The 15,053-nt window shown below is 41.3% G+C and carries 14 protein-coding genes; 4 read left to right on the forward strand and 10 right to left on the reverse strand.

What is annotated here, in order from left to right; all coding sequences use genetic code 11:
• Nucleotides 1-25 precede the first annotated feature (25 nt).
• The 4 genes from AS29_RS16555 to AS29_RS16570 all read right to left on the reverse strand — a co-directional run bounded on the left by AS29_RS16555 (nucleotide 26) and on the right by AS29_RS16570 (nucleotide 6,352).
• A complete protein-coding gene (locus AS29_RS16555) occupies nucleotides 26-1,648 on the reverse strand; it encodes a response regulator (protein ID WP_035412354.1) in 1,623 nt (540 codons plus the stop codon).
• Between the two features lie 175 nt (nucleotides 1,649-1,823).
• Nucleotides 1,824-3,491: a glycoside hydrolase family 13 protein gene (locus AS29_RS16560; protein WP_035412357.1), complete on the reverse strand. Its 1,668-nt coding sequence runs from the start codon at nucleotides 3,489-3,491 to the stop codon at nucleotides 1,824-1,826.
• 213 nt (nucleotides 3,492-3,704) lie between these two features.
• The gene (locus tag AS29_RS16565; protein WP_035412360.1) at nucleotides 3,705-4,940 is read right to left on the reverse strand and encodes a dicarboxylate/amino acid:cation symporter; all 1,236 of its coding nucleotides are present in this window, start codon (nucleotides 4,938-4,940) and stop codon (nucleotides 3,705-3,707) included.
• 89 nt (nucleotides 4,941-5,029) lie between these two features.
• Nucleotides 5,030-6,352, reverse strand: a complete 1,323-nt coding sequence (locus AS29_RS16570) for a hemolysin family protein (protein ID WP_035412363.1) — start codon at nucleotides 6,350-6,352, stop codon at nucleotides 5,030-5,032.
• 130 nt (nucleotides 6,353-6,482) lie between these two features.
• Between AS29_RS16570 and AS29_RS16575 the strand changes: the two genes are divergently transcribed.
• Complete coding sequence (locus AS29_RS16575) at nucleotides 6,483-6,740, forward strand: hypothetical protein (RefSeq protein ID WP_035412366.1); 258 nt, start codon at nucleotides 6,483-6,485, stop codon at nucleotides 6,738-6,740.
• Nucleotides 6,733-7,722 carry a potassium channel family protein gene (locus tag AS29_RS16580; protein ID WP_035412369.1) on the forward strand — a complete coding sequence of 330 codons (990 nt, stop codon included), beginning with the start codon at nucleotides 6,733-6,735 and terminating at the stop codon, nucleotides 7,720-7,722. Before AS29_RS16575 ends, AS29_RS16580 begins: the two co-directional genes overlap by 8 nt.
• Nucleotides 7,723-7,969: 247 nt before the next feature.
• Here the strand turns inward: AS29_RS16580 and AS29_RS16585 are convergent, their stop codons facing one another.
• Together AS29_RS16585 and AS29_RS16590 are read right to left on the reverse strand one after the other, a co-directional pair.
• Nucleotides 7,970-8,374 (reverse strand): YugN-like family protein, encoded by a 405-nt coding sequence (locus AS29_RS16585; protein ID WP_035412372.1) that lies wholly within the window; start codon nucleotides 8,372-8,374, stop codon nucleotides 7,970-7,972.
• Between the two features lie 93 nt (nucleotides 8,375-8,467).
• The gene (locus AS29_RS16590; protein WP_035412375.1) at nucleotides 8,468-9,817 is read right to left on the reverse strand and encodes a glucose-6-phosphate isomerase; all 1,350 of its coding nucleotides are present in this window, start codon (nucleotides 9,815-9,817) and stop codon (nucleotides 8,468-8,470) included.
• 187 nt (nucleotides 9,818-10,004) lie between these two features.
• Between AS29_RS16590 and AS29_RS16595 the strand changes: the two genes are divergently transcribed.
• A complete protein-coding gene (locus AS29_RS16595) occupies nucleotides 10,005-10,529 on the forward strand; it encodes a GNAT family N-acetyltransferase (protein WP_051860835.1) in 525 nt (174 codons plus the stop codon).
• 59 nt (nucleotides 10,530-10,588) lie between these two features.
• Here the strand turns inward: AS29_RS16595 and AS29_RS16600 are convergent, their stop codons facing one another.
• Entirely contained in the window at nucleotides 10,589-11,752 is a 1,164-nt protein-coding gene (locus AS29_RS16600) for an iron-containing alcohol dehydrogenase (protein ID WP_035412378.1), read from the reverse strand.
• Between the two features lie 183 nt (nucleotides 11,753-11,935).
• Between AS29_RS16600 and AS29_RS16605 the strand changes: the two genes are divergently transcribed.
• Entirely contained in the window at nucleotides 11,936-12,169 is a 234-nt protein-coding gene (locus AS29_RS16605) for a DUF378 domain-containing protein (protein ID WP_035412381.1), read from the forward strand.
• A 171-nt stretch (nucleotides 12,170-12,340) separates the two neighbouring features.
• On the opposite strand, the gene yugI is transcribed toward AS29_RS16605, so the two are convergent.
• The 3 genes from yugI to AS29_RS16620 all read right to left on the reverse strand — a co-directional run bounded on the left by yugI (nucleotide 12,341) and on the right by AS29_RS16620 (nucleotide 15,046).
• Nucleotides 12,341-12,733 (reverse strand): S1 domain-containing post-transcriptional regulator GSP13, encoded by a 393-nt coding sequence (gene yugI / locus AS29_RS16610; protein WP_035412386.1) that lies wholly within the window; start codon nucleotides 12,731-12,733, stop codon nucleotides 12,341-12,343.
• A 116-nt stretch (nucleotides 12,734-12,849) separates the two neighbouring features.
• Nucleotides 12,850-14,496, reverse strand: a complete 1,647-nt coding sequence (locus AS29_RS16615) for a hypothetical protein (RefSeq protein WP_035412389.1) — start codon at nucleotides 14,494-14,496, stop codon at nucleotides 12,850-12,852.
• A complete protein-coding gene (locus AS29_RS16620; RefSeq protein ID WP_035412394.1) occupies nucleotides 14,489-15,046 on the reverse strand; it encodes an RNA polymerase sigma factor in 558 nt (185 codons plus the stop codon). Before AS29_RS16620 ends, AS29_RS16615 begins: the two co-directional genes overlap by 8 nt.
• Between the last annotated feature and the right edge of the window lie 7 nt (nucleotides 15,047-15,053).

A 15,053-nucleotide genomic window follows, 5' to 3' on the forward strand; every position in this document is an offset into this window, starting at 1 on the left:
AAGGCTCATTCTTTACCTTTATTCCTTAGCTGCTGATTTTCTTAATAAGGTGAAAGATTCTAGATTCGATTTCTGCTAGTTTAAACGGCTTTGTTACGTAATCATCCGCTCCCAGCTTCAAGGCGGTTGTAATATCCTCTTCACTGGTCCTGTTTGTTAGCATAACGACCGTGAACTGTTCTTGATGCTCTAGACTCCGAATAACCTTCAGCACTTCAATCCCATCCATTTCAGGCATCATACCATCCAGGACAATGAAGGAGAAGGAGTGTGGATCTTTAAGATGCCAGTCTGACTGAAGAAATTGCAATCCGTCTTCAAAGGTTTGGACATTTAAAAGGAACTTTTCATTTAAGCTGCTGCTTTGGAATAGATCTTGAAGAATCGTCCGAATAATCGGGTCATCATCAACGATGGCAAAACGCAGATTTTTACGCATAGCTTCTACAGGACCCAGAGCTTCAACCGCTGTAATTTTTGCACGTCCTGTTTGTTTTGCTTTATACAAAGCATGGTCTGCAGCCTTGACCGTATTTTCAAGTCCCTCCGCTAAGCACGCTGCCGAGACCCCTGCTGAAAAGGAGACTCGGAATGATTCACCATCTGATTCAAATGGGTGTTCCATGAAGCGATTAAGAATCCTATTTAAAACCTGTTTGGCCGTATTTACATCAGTCCTTGGAAATAAAACGAGAAATTCTTCCCCCCCATACCGAAATGCAAGATCACCAGTGCGAAGATTTTGCTTGAGCAGATTCGCAAACCCGGCCAGGACCCGGTCTCCTGTAAGATGGCCGTATGTATCATTTATGGATTTAAAATGATCCAGATCAATCATTGCTGCACTGAAGGGCTGATGCTCCCGATCCATTTGCTGAGCGATACGAAGAAAAGATGGACTTAAATGCTTTCTCGTGTAAACACGGGTCAGTTCATCAAGCATAATCAGTTCCTTCATGTTCTTTTTCTTCGTAACAAGTCTTCTCACCCGTACGATTAATTCATCCAAATCAAATGGCTTAGGAATAAAATCGTCCGCATCCAGCTGGTAGCTTTTCATTCTCGTTTCCTTAGTATCATCAACACTGATCATGACAGCCGGAATAAACCGGAAATTGGTGTACCTTTTGAATTCTTCCAGAATATCCAGTCCACTTTTCTCCTGCATATGAATATCGATAATGACACAGGAAGGATCCAGATCAAAGAAAGCCTTTAATGCTTTTTTCCCTTCAGTAAAAGCCATAACTGTAAATCCTTCGTTCTCCAATTCGTCTTTTAAATAGATTAGGAGAGTCGGGTCATCATCTATGAGCATAATAAGGTCTTTCTCTTCAGGAGCATACTTTTTGGAAAGGGCTTCTCCTGTAAAATCGACTGAATCTTCATCGTATGCAACTGCCAGTAATGGAGAAAGAAATTGCTGGATGGCTTCTGTTGACCACATTTCCCCCGGAATCTCCATATATCTTTTCATGAGCAGATTTGCTGCATCCCCAATTTTCTGCATGCCGATTGTCGGTGCTGTTCCGGCCAGAGAATGAAGGAATTTATACAGCTCTTTTCCATTGATTTCTTCCGTTCCCTTATACCAGCTCTGAAGCTGCTTCCGGATATTTTCAAGCAATTTTGCTTTATATTTTTCCATTGAGATACTCCTATTGTTTCAAGATCCACTTTATTTTACCTATATTTCCATTTTAAAGCGTGAGGATTAAGGTGAATAAAAAAAGGCCCATAAAGCAAATGAAATCCATTTGCTTAATGAGCCGTTATATCCTCTGAAAATAAAAACGGCGTCGAACTAGGTCGAATATACCATTTTATTCCGCAAAAAGATAGACGCGAGTTTCGTAAGGTTTCAGTGTTTCTGATGTCATGTGTTTATGGAGTGCGCACTCATAGTTGGAAATCAGAAGAGCTTCGCTTGACAGCGGCAGGGCGCTGTATTGATAGAAAGCGGGTTTAGAGCTGATATTGCTGATAATAAGCGCTTTTTGAGATCCCAGTGTTCGAGTATACGCATAAATCTGTTTGTCTTCCGGCAAGATTAGATCGTAGTCACCGTATACAAATACCTCATTTTCTTTTCGGATTTTAATCAAGTCTTTGAAAAAGTGATATACAGAATCCGGATCCGCCATTTGTTTTTCAACATTAATGGTGTCATAGTTTTCGTTCACTCCAAACCACGGAGTACCTGCAGTAAAACCGCCATTTTCTTCGTTATTCCATTGCATTGGAGTCCGGGAATTGTCCCGTCCCTTCAGCCAGATGATTTCCATGATTTCCTGGTGAGGACGTCCTTTGGCCGTTTCAAACTTGTAAAGGTTTTTCATAGCTACATCATCATAGTCGTCAATGGATGGGAAGCGGACATTCGTCATACCGAGTTCCTGGCCTTGATAAATAAAAGGAGTTCCCTGCATTAAAAAGTACATCGTAGCAAGAGACTTTGCGCTCTCCGTCAAATATTCTGTATCATTTCCCCATGTGGAAACAGAACGCGGCTGATCATGATTTTCAAGGAAAAGAGCGTTCCAGCCGTTTCCTTCAAGACCCTTTTGCCATTTCGTTAATGTCTTTTTCAATTCGACAAGATCTACATGTCCCTCTGTTCCATTATCCCAAAGACCAAGGTGCTCAAATTGGAAGATCATGTTGAAGATTCCATCTTCATCTCCAACCCATTCTTCAGCCTGAGACAGCTTTACACCGTTTGCTTCTCCAACTGTCATGATGTCATAACGCGCAAACGTTTGCGCTTTCAGCTCAGTTAAATACTCCATGATTCCATCTACGTTCATGTGGTAGTCAAATGAAGATACATAATCAAGTCCATGCGGGTTTGGCAGATCCGGGAAGTTTTCTTTTTTATTGATGTGCGAGATTGCATCTACACGGAAGCCGTCAATTCCTTTATCCAGCCACCAATTGATCATATCGTATACAGCCGTGCGCATGTCTTTATTTTTCCAGTTCAGATCAGGCTGTTTCGCAGCAAAAACGTGCAAATAGTATTGACCCGTCTTTTCATCAAGCTCCCATGAGGACCCGCTGAAAATACTTTCCCAGTTGTTCGGTTCCTTGCCATCTTTGCCGTCTCTCCAAATATACCAATCTCTCTTTGGATTATCTTTAGAAGAACGGGACTCAATAAACCAAGGATGCTCATCACTTGAGTGATTCACTACAAGATCCAAAATCAATTTCATACCGCGTGCATGAACCTCTTTGAGGAGCAAATCGAAATCCTCCATTGTTCCGAAGTCTTCCATAATATCCTGATAGTCACTAATATCATATCCATTATCTGCATTTGGAGACTTAAAAATCGGACAAATCCATATGACATCGATTCCAAGATCCTGCAAATAATCCAATTTTGAAATGATTCCTTTAATATCCCCAATTCCATCACCATTTGAATCCATGAAGCTGCGCGGATAAATTTGATAGGCTACCGCTTCTTTCCACCAGATGCGTTTCATTTATGACACTCCTTTTATCAAAGGGACAGCTGCCCTGTTAAGTATTCGCTTACATTTCAAAAAAACATAAGATAAATTTCTAAACCATATTATACTCTAAAAATGTTAAAGAATGAACATATTTTATTTTTTTAAAAACTCTATTAAATTTAATACCAGGCTTTAACAGAGACATTTAAAAAAAGCCCAGAAAAATCTGAGCTTTTTTTGTCTTTATGCGGTTTTAGAAGAAATACGTCCGGCTTGTTTCTTCATCCAGTTTTTACCTTCCACCAATCGGGATACGAGCATTGCTGCTGCATTATCCCCTGTTACATTCAGCATGGTTGCAGGAGGATCAATGATGGTAGAAATAGCTGCAATAATCGGCAGTGCTTCCGGTGGGAAACCGTATAGAGTTAAGATCAGCATTTCACCGATCATTCCGCCGCTTGGAATAGCTCCCATGACGGTTCCAACCAAAATCGCTACAAGTACTATGCTTGTCATCGTTCCAAAATCCGCAAATTCCTTTCCAAAGATCCCAAAAAGGAAAACGATTTTCAGTACTCCTCCAATTACGGACCCGTCTTTATGAAGAGCTGCCCCAAGAGGAATGGTTGTTTCGCTGATATCAGGCGCAACTCCCATTTTTCTTGATGCTTCCAGATTAACCGGGATGGAGGCAGCACTTGAACAGGTGGCAAGAGAGGTAACGGTTGGTGAGAGCATGTTCTTCCAAAATACTCTAACCCCTTGTTTTTTACCTGCCATAAATGCATAGACAGTGAACGCTGCGAAGAAATAAACGAATGCAGAAACATAATAAAGAATTCCTGATTTGAAGTAGGTCCCAAGCAGCATCGGACCATATTCCCCAACAAGTGTGGCAAAATAGGCACCCAATCCAATCGGTGCATAATACATAATATAAGAAACGATTTTCATCATCACTTCAGAGCCTGAAGTAAGGAACTGTGAAAACGGCTTTCCTTTTTCACCGATTGCTGAAACGGCAATTCCAAGCAGAACAGAGAAAACGATAAGAGACAGCATATTGCTTCTCGAAAAAAGGTCTGCAAAATCTGGAACCGTGAAGGTGCTGACGATCTGATCAGCAAGACTCACCTCTTCAACTGCTTCCGGCTTTTCAAATTTCATATTCACACCTTCAGCAGGCGGGAAAATATTCACGATTACGAGCATGTAAAGAGCAGCAATTAGCCCGGTAAATAAAAATACACCAAGCATGCTCCCCATGATTTTTCCAAGACGCTTCGTGCCTCCCATCTTTGCGATGGACGAAGCAATTGTAAAGAATACTAGTGGAACAACAACGGTAAACATTGCATTTAAAAATACATCGCCGAATGGCTTAAGTACAACGGCTTTTTCTCCAAAAATTAATCCTATTATCGCTCCAATGATGATGGAAGATAAAAGGATAATCGGAAAGCGATAGGCTTTCATAAATGAACCTCCATCCAATATCTCTAATAAGTGCAGAATAACAGAATAATGCTATCAGAAATATCGGATGAATTCAATGGAATTTCTTTTTAGCAGTCATTTCCAGTTTCTTCCCTCGGCATGTATGCCTTCGATTGTTTTACTTCAATCAGCTTAATATGATGTCCTTCTATTTCCATTACAAGAAACGTAAGCGTCCCTTCAGAAATGGACTCGCCCTGCTGAATATCAATTTTCTTTGTCAGGATCCAGCCTCCTAATGTATCTACTTCTTCTTCTTCAAGCTCCGTACCGAGCAGGTCATTTATTTCCTCTAACAAAATTTTTCCATCCGCAAAATAATGTCCTTCCGCGATTTTCCTTAAATAAGGCTGCTCATCTGCATCAAATTCATCCCTGATATCCCCAACGATTTCCTCAACGATATCCTCTACAGTGACAAGTCCCGCAGTCCCGCCATATTCATCAACTAAAATAGCTAAATGAATTCGGTCTTTTTGCATCCGGATCAGCAAATCCTGAATGGGAATGGTTTCAATTACTTTAATGACAGGCCGAATCATGTCTGCCATTTTAACATCCTTGCTTATATACAGCGCATGAAAGACTTCTTTTATGTTGATGATGCCGACTATATTGTCTTTATCCTCTGCCTGGACCGGATATCTTGTGTACCGTTCATTTCTCATGATTTCCATGTTTTCACGGACGCTCTCATTTAGGTCAACTGTTACCATTTCCGTTCTTGGCACCATAATTTCTCTCGCCAGCCGGTTATCAAATTCAAAGATTTTATTTACATATTTGTACTCAGACTGATTGATTTCTCCTTTTTCAAAGCTTTCCGATAAAATGATTCTAAGTTCTTCTTCACTAAGCGCTACTTCATGCTCAGATGCCTGGTGGAAACCGAACAACCTTACAATGACTCTTGCTGACCCGTTTAACGCTTTAATAAAAGGAAACATGATTTTATAAAATACCAGCAGCGGTCTAGCAAATAGCAGGGTGACTTCTTCTGCTTTTTGAATCGCTACGGTTTTAGGGGCAAGTTCACCAATAACCACGTGCAGAAATGTTACAGCAGCAAAGGCAATCACAAAAGAAAGAATAGATGACAGCGGTTCTTGCAAGGCTAATTTGTGAAAGAGAGGATGAAGGAGCTTTTCCACTGTAGGTTCCCCGAGCCACCCCAAACCAAGAGCGGTGATTGTAATTCCAAGCTGGCAGGCAGAAAGTGCCTCATCAAGGTTATTGATTGCCTTTTCTACATAGACGGCATTCTTGTTCCCTTCTGCGACGAGCTGGTCAATACGTGATTTGCGGACTTTTACGACGGCGAATTCTGTTGCCACAAAAAAGGCAGTTGCAGCGATTAATAAAAACACTAAAAGTAAATTGACCCCGATCATTTATAAACAGCTCCTTCTCCCATACCATTGCTCCTGCTAGTTTCTGCAGTTTTTTTCGCAGTTATCCAGAAAGAAGATGGATTAACAAGTGCATACTACACAATAAAGACTGGATGCAGAAGGTGAAACCATGAAAATCTCAGGGAAAGAGAAGGAAAACCTTAGCGAAGCAATTGATCAAATGAATGAGGCACTGGATGTATTTATCCAGATTTATAATCAATCGGAAGAAGACAAACCGATCCTCCGTTTTACTGCCGAGACAGAGAAGATCATTCTTAAGGCAATCGAGATTTATGGTGAAAAGACAATTGAGCACAAGATCAATACGCTAATTAAAGAGTTTCTCTCCTTCACAGATAGCAAAACAGGAAAAGCAAATGAGTAAAAGCCTCTTTATCACGGCTTGGCAGAAGCTTCCTGTTTATGCACGAATTGCGCTATTTGTCCTGTTCCTGATTCTGATTTTCGCTATGATCATGACATGGATTGAGCCTGAAACCTATCCTACTCTTTTTGATGGATTGTGGTGGACAGTTGTAACAATTTCCACGGTTGGATTTGGTGATCTCGTCCCAAAAACCATAGTGGGAAAAGCGGTGGGAATGCTGATTATATTGCTTGGGGCAGCTTTCGCGACAGCTTTTTTCGCTACTTTTGCAGCAGCGGCTGTGGAGCTTCAGCACCGTTATAAAAGGGGGAGTCTCATGTTCAAAAGCAAAGACCACGTCATTATCATAGGATGGAATGCAAAATCTGCTGAGATGATCCGATCCATGATGAAAGCAACCCCTGAGCAGAAAATCGTATTAATTGATCAGACGCTAGAGGAATCTCCGATTGACCACATCCATTTTATCAAAGGGCCCGCTATACAGGACAGCACACTGCTCCATGCAAACTCGGTGAAAGCGAGGACTGTCGTCGTCACCTCTGATCAGCATAAGAATGAAACAGAAGCGGATATGCAAACCATTCTCATTATTCTTGCCGTAAAAGGATTAAACCCTGATACATATACCATTGCAGAAATTCAAACAGCCCATCAGGCAGCAAATGCGATTCGTGCAGGGGCAGATGAAATTGTTAAAACATTTGAATTGTCCAGTCACATTATGGTAAATGGAGTCCTGCACAAGCATTCCGTTCGGGAAAGTACAGAGATGGTCAATCCGGGTGAAGGGAAGCATATCGAGGTGAATGATATCCCTATTCCGCTGTGCGAGACCCCTTTCAAGGATCTTAGCCTCTACTTTCTTGAACATAGAAGCATCCTTGTCGGAATAAAGCGTAATGATCAGCTGATTTATAACCCCGCAGCTGATTTCACCGTGCACGAAGGGGATAAGGCGATTTTGTTTATTTGCTGAAACACCAACAGTATTAAATCTATTTTTTGTATTGTAAAATCCGGGTTATTGCTTATTTCCGCTACAGATTAAACGATTATGAATAAATTAATAAAAACCACGTGTGCAAAAGTGAAAACCGGAAACATGCTCATACATCGCGAGCAGTCTTCGGTTTTCATTTTGTCTCTTTATTTGGATGGCTAACTTGAAGAATGATTTTGATTTTAAATTGCACAGGAAATGAACAGCTAAGTTTACAGAGCTATTAGGAAAGAAGAACCGTTTCAAGTTCTTTTACTAATGATTTTCCAAGGTCAATATACTTCTCTGGAAAAGAAGCATCCTTATCCTGCGGCTCCGAAAATTGATTAAAGGATGCCTGAAAGTTGCCGATCCTTGCATGATCATCGAGACCGATTTGATATTTATGGGATAATAAATAAGGCGTACCGAGCTCTACAGTTGTATTTTTAGAGTCCAAAGCACCGCTCGCTGCAAAAAATGGAAGTCTCAGGAACTGATATCCAACTTCATCATCGATTTTGTAATCAAATGAACCTTTCTCATAATCCCAGCCTCCGCCGATGGAATATCCAAGCGGTTTAAGCTCTGACTCCAAATCAAATAAATTAAACTGCTGACCTTCAAGCTTTGAAGGAATTTCAATCATAGGAACACCTCCGTTCTAAAAGGTAGGTTTTCCTTTACACAGGCTTTCATACAAAAAGGAACTGCCCAAAATTGGACAGTTCCTTTTGTTTTCTTATTTTAAGCGTTTTTCAAGCTCTGCTTTCTTCTCTTCGAATCCAGGTTTGCCTAGCAATGCAAACATGTTTACTTTGTACGCCTCTACACCAGGCTGATCAAACGGATTGACACCAAGTAGATAGCCGCTCATCGCGCAGGCAATTTCAAAGAAGTACGCAAGATAGCCAAATGTGTATGCATCCATCTGTGGAACATTGACAATCAGGTTTGGAACGTCTCCGTCTGTATGAGCAAGCATTGTTCCTTCAAACGCTCTTTTGTTAACAAAGTCCACGTTTTTTCCGGCAAGATAGTTCAAACCGTCAAGATCATTTTCTTCCTCTTCGATCAGCAATTCATGACGGGAATTTTCCACGTTCAAGACTGTTTCAAACAAATCTCTGCGTCCTTCCTGAACGTATTGTCCAAGAGAGTGCAAGTCCGTTGAGAAGTTAGCTGAAGAAGGGAAAATGCCTTTTTGGTCTTTTCCTTCGCTTTCCCCGAAGAGCTGTTTCCACCACTCGGAGAAGTACTGCAGACCAGGCTCATAGTTAATCAGCATTTCAATGGTTTTACCTTTGCTGTATAGAACATTGCGAACAGCGGCATATTGGTAGGCAGCATTTTCTTCAAGCTCAGAACTTGAGAAATCGTTCATCGCATCCGCTGCACCCTTCATCATTGCTTCAATATCGTTTCCTGCTACAGCAATCGGCAGAAGTCCTACAGCTGTTAATACAGAATAGCGTCCGCCCACATCATCAGGAATCACAAAGCTTTCATAGCCTTCTTCATCAGCAAGCGTTTTAAGAGCACCGCGTGCTTTATCCGTTGTAGCATAAATGCGGGTGCGCGCTTCTTCTTTTCCATACTTTTCTTCTAAAAGCTTGCGGAAAATACGGAAAGCAAGGGCAGGCTCGGTAGTCGTTCCAGACTTAGAAATGACGTTAATTGAAAAATCTCTGCCCTTTAAGACGTCCATTAAGTCTTTCATGTATGAAGAACTAATGTTATTTCCAGCGAAAATCACCTGAGGGGTTTTTCTGTCTTCTTTGGAAAGGACATTGTAGAAGGAATGATTCAGCATTTCAATCGCAGCTCTTGCTCCAAGGTAGGAACCGCCGATCCCGATGACAACCAATACGTCGGAATCCTCTTTGATTTTTGCTGCACTTTTTTGAATGCGGCTGAATTCCTCTTTATCATAGTTAACAGGAAGGTCTACCCAGCCTAAGTAATCACTGCCGGCCCCTGTTTTTTCGTGTATGGAATGATGCGCTACTTTAACAAAATCACGCAGGTATGTAACTTCGTGCTCACTGAAAAATGACAGCGCTTTGGAATAATCAAAACGAACATGTGTCATATATTCATCCTCCAATCTTAATTTGTTTGCCTCTTTCACTTTAACCAAACTGTATCCTTAAATCAAGCCAAGCCCTGATTGTAAGCGATGCCAAGACCAAATTTTCTTTTGACTCCTCCTGAAAAGCTGTTACATTAATAGTTAGATGGAAATTTTTCCTGATTTCAAGCCTATCTAGGAGGAACCCATGAGAACGATGATCCGTTTTGCCACGCAGGCAGATGCTTTTAAAATGACAAGGTATATAAAGAAAATTCTTGGCGAAACGCCCTACATGATCAGTGAAGCGGGTGAGTATCGACCATCGATTGAAGATGAAGAGTACTGGATTAAACAAACCTATCAGGACGGCGGAATGATTTTACTGGCCTTTGCAGGACGCAGTTTAATTGGCATGCTGAGCGTAAACCGGCATAAAAGAAACAGGAGGAGTCATGTTTGCTCCTTCGGGATTTCCGTCAAGAATAGTTTTCAAGGTCATGGAATCGGCAAGGAATTAATGAGACGAATGATTGAGTGGTGCAAAGCTGAGCAAGGGCTTGAAAAAATCACTCTGGAGGTGTTCTCAAATAATGATAAGGCGATCCGGCTCTATGAAGCTCTGGGGTTTAAAGAAGAAGGCAGGATGTGCAGGGAAATCCGCTATGCCGATGGCGAATATGCCGACATGATCACAATGGCTCTGTTTATACACAATGATGAAAGTACGTAAAAAGCTGATTCCCATAAGGAAAATCAGCTTTTTACTTTTTACTTTTTACTTTTTACTTTTTACAATGATGCTTGCAAGATGTCGACTACATCTTGTTTTTTAAGCGGATTAAAACGTCCGAACTCCCCGTAAATCATTGCTTTGTCTGCAATCATGTCAAGGTTCTCGTCATTGATATTGTAGTCAGCAAGACGACTCGGCGCCCCCAGGCTGCTCCAGAATTCACGCAGTCGGCTGATTCCTTCAAGAGCTGTCTCTTCATCCGTTTTCCCTTCAGGATTGACATCAAACACTCGAACAGCAAGCTGTTTAAAGCGGCTGACATCTACATGAAGATTGTGCTTCATCCAATTTGGGAAAAGAATCGCTAATCCGCCTGCATGCGGAATATCATATACAGCTGAAACAGCATGCTCAATATTATGAGATGCCCAGTCACCAGGCGCTCCCATTTGAAGTGTACCGTTAAGAGCAATCGTACCATTGTATAAAATCGTCTCACGAAGATCATAATTTTCAAGGTCTTCCAGCAATTTTGGAGCGGTTTCGATAACTGTTTTAAGAACAGATTCACACATGCGGTCCTGTAATGGAGTATTGGACGCACGGTGGAAGTATTGTTCAAATACATGGGACATCATATCGACAATGCCATATACAGTATGGTCTTTTGGTACAGTGAATGTATTAACTGGATCAAGGATCGAGAATTTAGGGAATGTAAGCGGGCTGCCCCATCCATATTTCTCCTGTGTTTCCCAGTTCGTGATAACAGAACCTGCATTCATTTCTGAACCGGTCGCTGCAAGTGTAAGAACCGTTCCGAATGGAAGAGCATCAGCGGGAGCATGTTTTTTCGTAACAATATCCCATGCATCTCCATCATACTTAGCGCCTGCTGCAATTGCTTTTGTACAGTCAATTACACTTCCGCCTCCGACTGCAAGAATAACTTCAATTCCTTCCGTTTTGCAGATGTCCACACCTTTTCTTACTGTTGTAAGACGCGGATTCGGTTCTACTCCTGCAAGCTCAGATACTTCCGCTCCTATTTCGTTCAGTACAGAAATGACTTGATCATAAAGTCCGCTGCGTTTAATGCTTCCGCCTCCGTATACAAGCAATACCTTGCTGCCGTATTGAGGCAGTTCGTTCTTCAATTGCTCCAGCTGGCCTTTTCCGAAAATCAGCTTAGTTGGATTATAGTATGTAAAGTTTTCCATTTAAAATCGCCTCCTCAAATTTACATCTGTATTATCTACCCTCGCCCAATCTTTTGTAAAGAAATGCGCTTCGGTTAGTATTTTCTGTTTTTTGCATTTTAATCAAATTTAATTGACGTGCATAATTTTTTAACCAGTCCGCAAATTAATATGGAATAAATCAAACAACAGGAGGTTATATGCATGAGTGGAATTCAGCGTGCAGCACTTGTACTTACTATTATCGGAGCTGTTAACTGGGGATTGATCGGCTTCTTCCAATTTGATTTGGTAGCAGCAATCTTCGGAGGACAGAATGCAGCCCTTTCCCGCATCATTTATGGTTTAGTTGGAATTGCCGGTTTGATTAACATTGGTCTTCTTTTCAAGCCTGCTGCGGAACTTGGACGCACTGAACCGAAGCCAGATATGAGATAACCATTTATATGGATGAAGAAGGGCACTCGCATTGAGTGCCTCTTTTTTTTTAGCGCTGTTAAACTTTGCTGTTGATTGCAGTTCGCAGGTGCTTGATTACTTAGCTTACTGCCTATTTAAAGCAACAAAAAAGACACCCTGCTATATGCGGATGTCTTCTGGAGTTGTTGATTACTTTTTGGATTGTTCGATCCACTCTTCCAGCTTTTCTTTCAGTGTGTTGAAACCTTGTGCAGAATCACCGGAAGAGTAAGAAGTAGCAGCTGAAGCAGCCGGTTGTTTCTTTCTTGGCTGTTTTTTCACTTCAGGACGCTCAGGAGCTTCTTGAGTCGCGCGGATTGAAAGGCTCATTTTGCCTGCTTTTTCGTCGATGGAAAGAACTTTCACTTGAACTTCCTCTCCAACTTTCAAATGCTCGTTAATATCCTTAACAAAGCTATGTGTTACTTCAGAAATATGAACAAGGCCTTGAGTATCGCCATCAAGCGCTACAAACGCTCCGTACGGCTGAATGCCTGTAATTTTTCCTGTATATACATTTCCAACTTCATAAGTGGCTGTCATCATTAAACACTCCTAAAAATTTTATATTTCGGTCTACATATACGCAAGTAAAAAGTATATCACAAGTTGCGGTTTTTTTCAAAAAAAATAAAAACAGCAGGATAAACCTGCTGCCATTATTCCTGCCTGCCAATTTGTACTCGCGAAGATAAACCTCCCCCGCTTGTTTTCAGATAAAATGTTTGTTCGATCCCTTCCAATGAATACAGTTCAAGGGCTGTAATGCCCTCCTCTCCATCAGAGGCATTTACTTTTAAATACTTGGCTTTTGTATTTAAAGATAAAAAATCAGCCTTCGCTTTTTGAGCTTCCTGAATAAATTCGGATTTTGATTTTTTCGTATCTGTGAGTATATATGCCGTTTCATAATCTTTTTTTAGCATCGCATAAAGATAAATCCTTAAAACCGTGATTTGCTCCGTGTTCATGTTTCCTTTATACCCCGTTTCAGCAATGAGCGCTACTGGATCCTTTGATGCCTGAAGGTCTTTGTACATGCCGCTCATCTGCTCTGTTAAAGGAAAAAGGATTACCGGCTGTGAAAATTCGGGTACAGCTGGCTGCATGGATGGAGGCATAGCGTAACTCTCCTGTTTATCCAGCTTTCCATCCTTATACTTCTGATGTAAAAGCGCGATCTCCTTAAAGGTATCCGAGTCCGGAAATTTTCGTTTTAAGTTCAGTAAACTTTCTTCAAATTCCTGAGATGGGGCTTTACGGTTTGGATCAAAGAACCCTTTGCTCACATAGTTTTGAAAAAGATCACGATATGCCGTTTTCACTTTATCCATTCTGGTGAAGTTGGGGTTGCTCAGTGCAAATTCTTCCATTTCCACGAGTCTTTCTCCAGCTTTTATATCATCAATAATCGTGTTGTCAGCCATATACGGTTTGTTGAGGTTGAAATCCGCCCACTCACTATAGGAAGCTGAAATTCTTCCGCCGAGCTTTTGCTTTGGCCATCCGTAATCCGGCTGAATATTAATCATCCCTTCTCCCGCATCAAAGAACCGGTAGCCAGCCCCTCTAATTTCTTCTACAACAGGCTTAAGCTTTTCATTTTCAAAGGTCCCGTCGTTCATGGAAGCAATGACCGTGTTAAAAGATTCAAAATCAGGAGCAATCAGATCCGCACTATTTTCCCATTTTTCATTGTATCTATCATACATTTGATCCTGCTTTGCAAGAAGCAGAAGAAGGTCATCATCTGAGATAGTCTCTCCTTGCTTAGCTTTTTCCTGAAGCATATCCATCTGTTCATCAATAGAGGAAACATGCATTTTAACCTTTTCCTGGAGCTGCTCCGACTGGTTTTGAAGCTCCTTTTCATTTGCAAAAGGCCTTAATGAGAATTTTTTTATTGATTGATTTGCTTCTTGAACGATAGGATATAATTCCGCGTCTTCATTTCTTAGCTTTTCCTTGAGCTTTTTAAGCCGCTCATTGTAAAGGGACCTCGCTTCTTCGGATTTTTCTTTTATTTTCTCTGTTGATGGAGGGTCTTGTTCCTGTGATAAAATCCCCGGTTTCCCCTCACCTGGCGAAGATTCAGGACCTTTAAAAAGCTGGAATGAAAGCAGCCCGCCGATCAGGATGATTCCAGCGATGCTTGCGGCAGCCGGCATGCTTAAACGTAAACCGCGTTTCTTTCCCTCCCTTTGAAGGATGTTTTTAGTGATTTCCTGTGCACTTGTCCTGTCCGGCATTCCATCATATGCGTGCCCTAATTGTCTAAGGCGTTCCTCAAAGGTTTGTTCATCCATGTGTTTCACCTTCTTTCCTTTCAAAATCCTCCAATAGTTTTTTGAGCTTGGCTTTTCCTCTCAAAATTCTCGTTTTCACTGTGGAGAGAGTCAAACTCTGAATTTCTGCAATTTCTTCATATTTTTTTTCGTGAAAAAAGAAAAGAATAATGGGCACTTTATATTTTTCATCAAGCTTCTGGAGACATATATGTAAAGCGCGGTCATTCTCATTTTTAATGATAATCGCTTCTGCAGCAGGGTACTCTTCATGCTGCTCATGCTGAAGCTTGAACACTTTTCTTAATGCGGATGCTCTTTTTCTTGCAGCATCCCTCGTTACATTCAGCGTGATTTTATAAAGCCAGGTAGAGAATTTCGCTTTTGTAAATTGATCAAGAAACCGATAAACCCGAATAAAGACCTCCTGGGTAATATCGTCGATGTCATCCTGGCGGTTACCAAGCTGGTATGCAAACCGTTCTACAACAGGCCGATAATTTTCAACCAGCTGATGAAATGCTGCCGTATTGCCCTGTTTTGCTTTCGCTACCAGTTCATCCTCCTGCATGGTGTTC

Source organism: Bacillus sp. SJS, from assembly GCF_000732485.2.
GTDB classification, from domain to species: domain Bacteria; phylum Bacillota; class Bacilli; order Bacillales; family Bacillaceae; genus Metabacillus_B; species Metabacillus_B sediminis.

Coding starts and splice junctions, on each gene's coding strand:
- AS29_RS16570 (WP_035412363.1), bottom strand. CDS start 6,352: ATGATCGGGGTCAATTTACTTTTAGTGTTTTTATTAATCGCTGCAACT.
- AS29_RS16555 (WP_035412354.1), bottom strand. CDS start 1,648: ATGGAAAAATATAAAGCAAAATTGCTTGAAAATATCCGGAAGCAGCTT.
- AS29_RS16590 (WP_035412375.1), bottom strand. CDS start 9,817: ATGACACATGTTCGTTTTGATTATTCCAAAGCGCTGTCATTTTTCAGT.
- AS29_RS16560 (WP_035412357.1), bottom strand. CDS start 3,491: ATGAAACGCATCTGGTGGAAAGAAGCGGTAGCCTATCAAATTTATCCG.
- AS29_RS16600 (WP_035412378.1), bottom strand. CDS start 11,752: ATGGAAAACTTTACATACTATAATCCAACTAAGCTGATTTTCGGAAAA.
- AS29_RS16575 (WP_035412366.1), top strand. CDS start 6,483: ATGAAAATCTCAGGGAAAGAGAAGGAAAACCTTAGCGAAGCAATTGAT.
- AS29_RS16615 (WP_035412389.1), bottom strand. CDS start 14,496: ATGGATGAACAAACCTTTGAGGAACGCCTTAGACAATTAGGGCACGCA.
- AS29_RS16585 (WP_035412372.1), bottom strand. CDS start 8,374: ATGATTGAAATTCCTTCAAAGCTTGAAGGTCAGCAGTTTAATTTATTT.
- AS29_RS16605 (WP_035412381.1), top strand. CDS start 11,936: ATGAGTGGAATTCAGCGTGCAGCACTTGTACTTACTATTATCGGAGCT.
- AS29_RS16580 (WP_035412369.1), top strand. CDS start 6,733: ATGAGTAAAAGCCTCTTTATCACGGCTTGGCAGAAGCTTCCTGTTTAT.
- AS29_RS16620 (WP_035412394.1), bottom strand. CDS start 15,046: ATGCAGGAGGATGAACTGGTAGCGAAAGCAAAACAGGGCAATACGGCA.
- AS29_RS16565 (WP_035412360.1), bottom strand. CDS start 4,940: ATGAAAGCCTATCGCTTTCCGATTATCCTTTTATCTTCCATCATCATT.
- yugI (WP_035412386.1), bottom strand. CDS start 12,733: ATGACAGCCACTTATGAAGTTGGAAATGTATATACAGGAAAAATTACA.
- AS29_RS16595 (WP_051860835.1), top strand. CDS start 10,005: ATGAGAACGATGATCCGTTTTGCCACGCAGGCAGATGCTTTTAAAATG.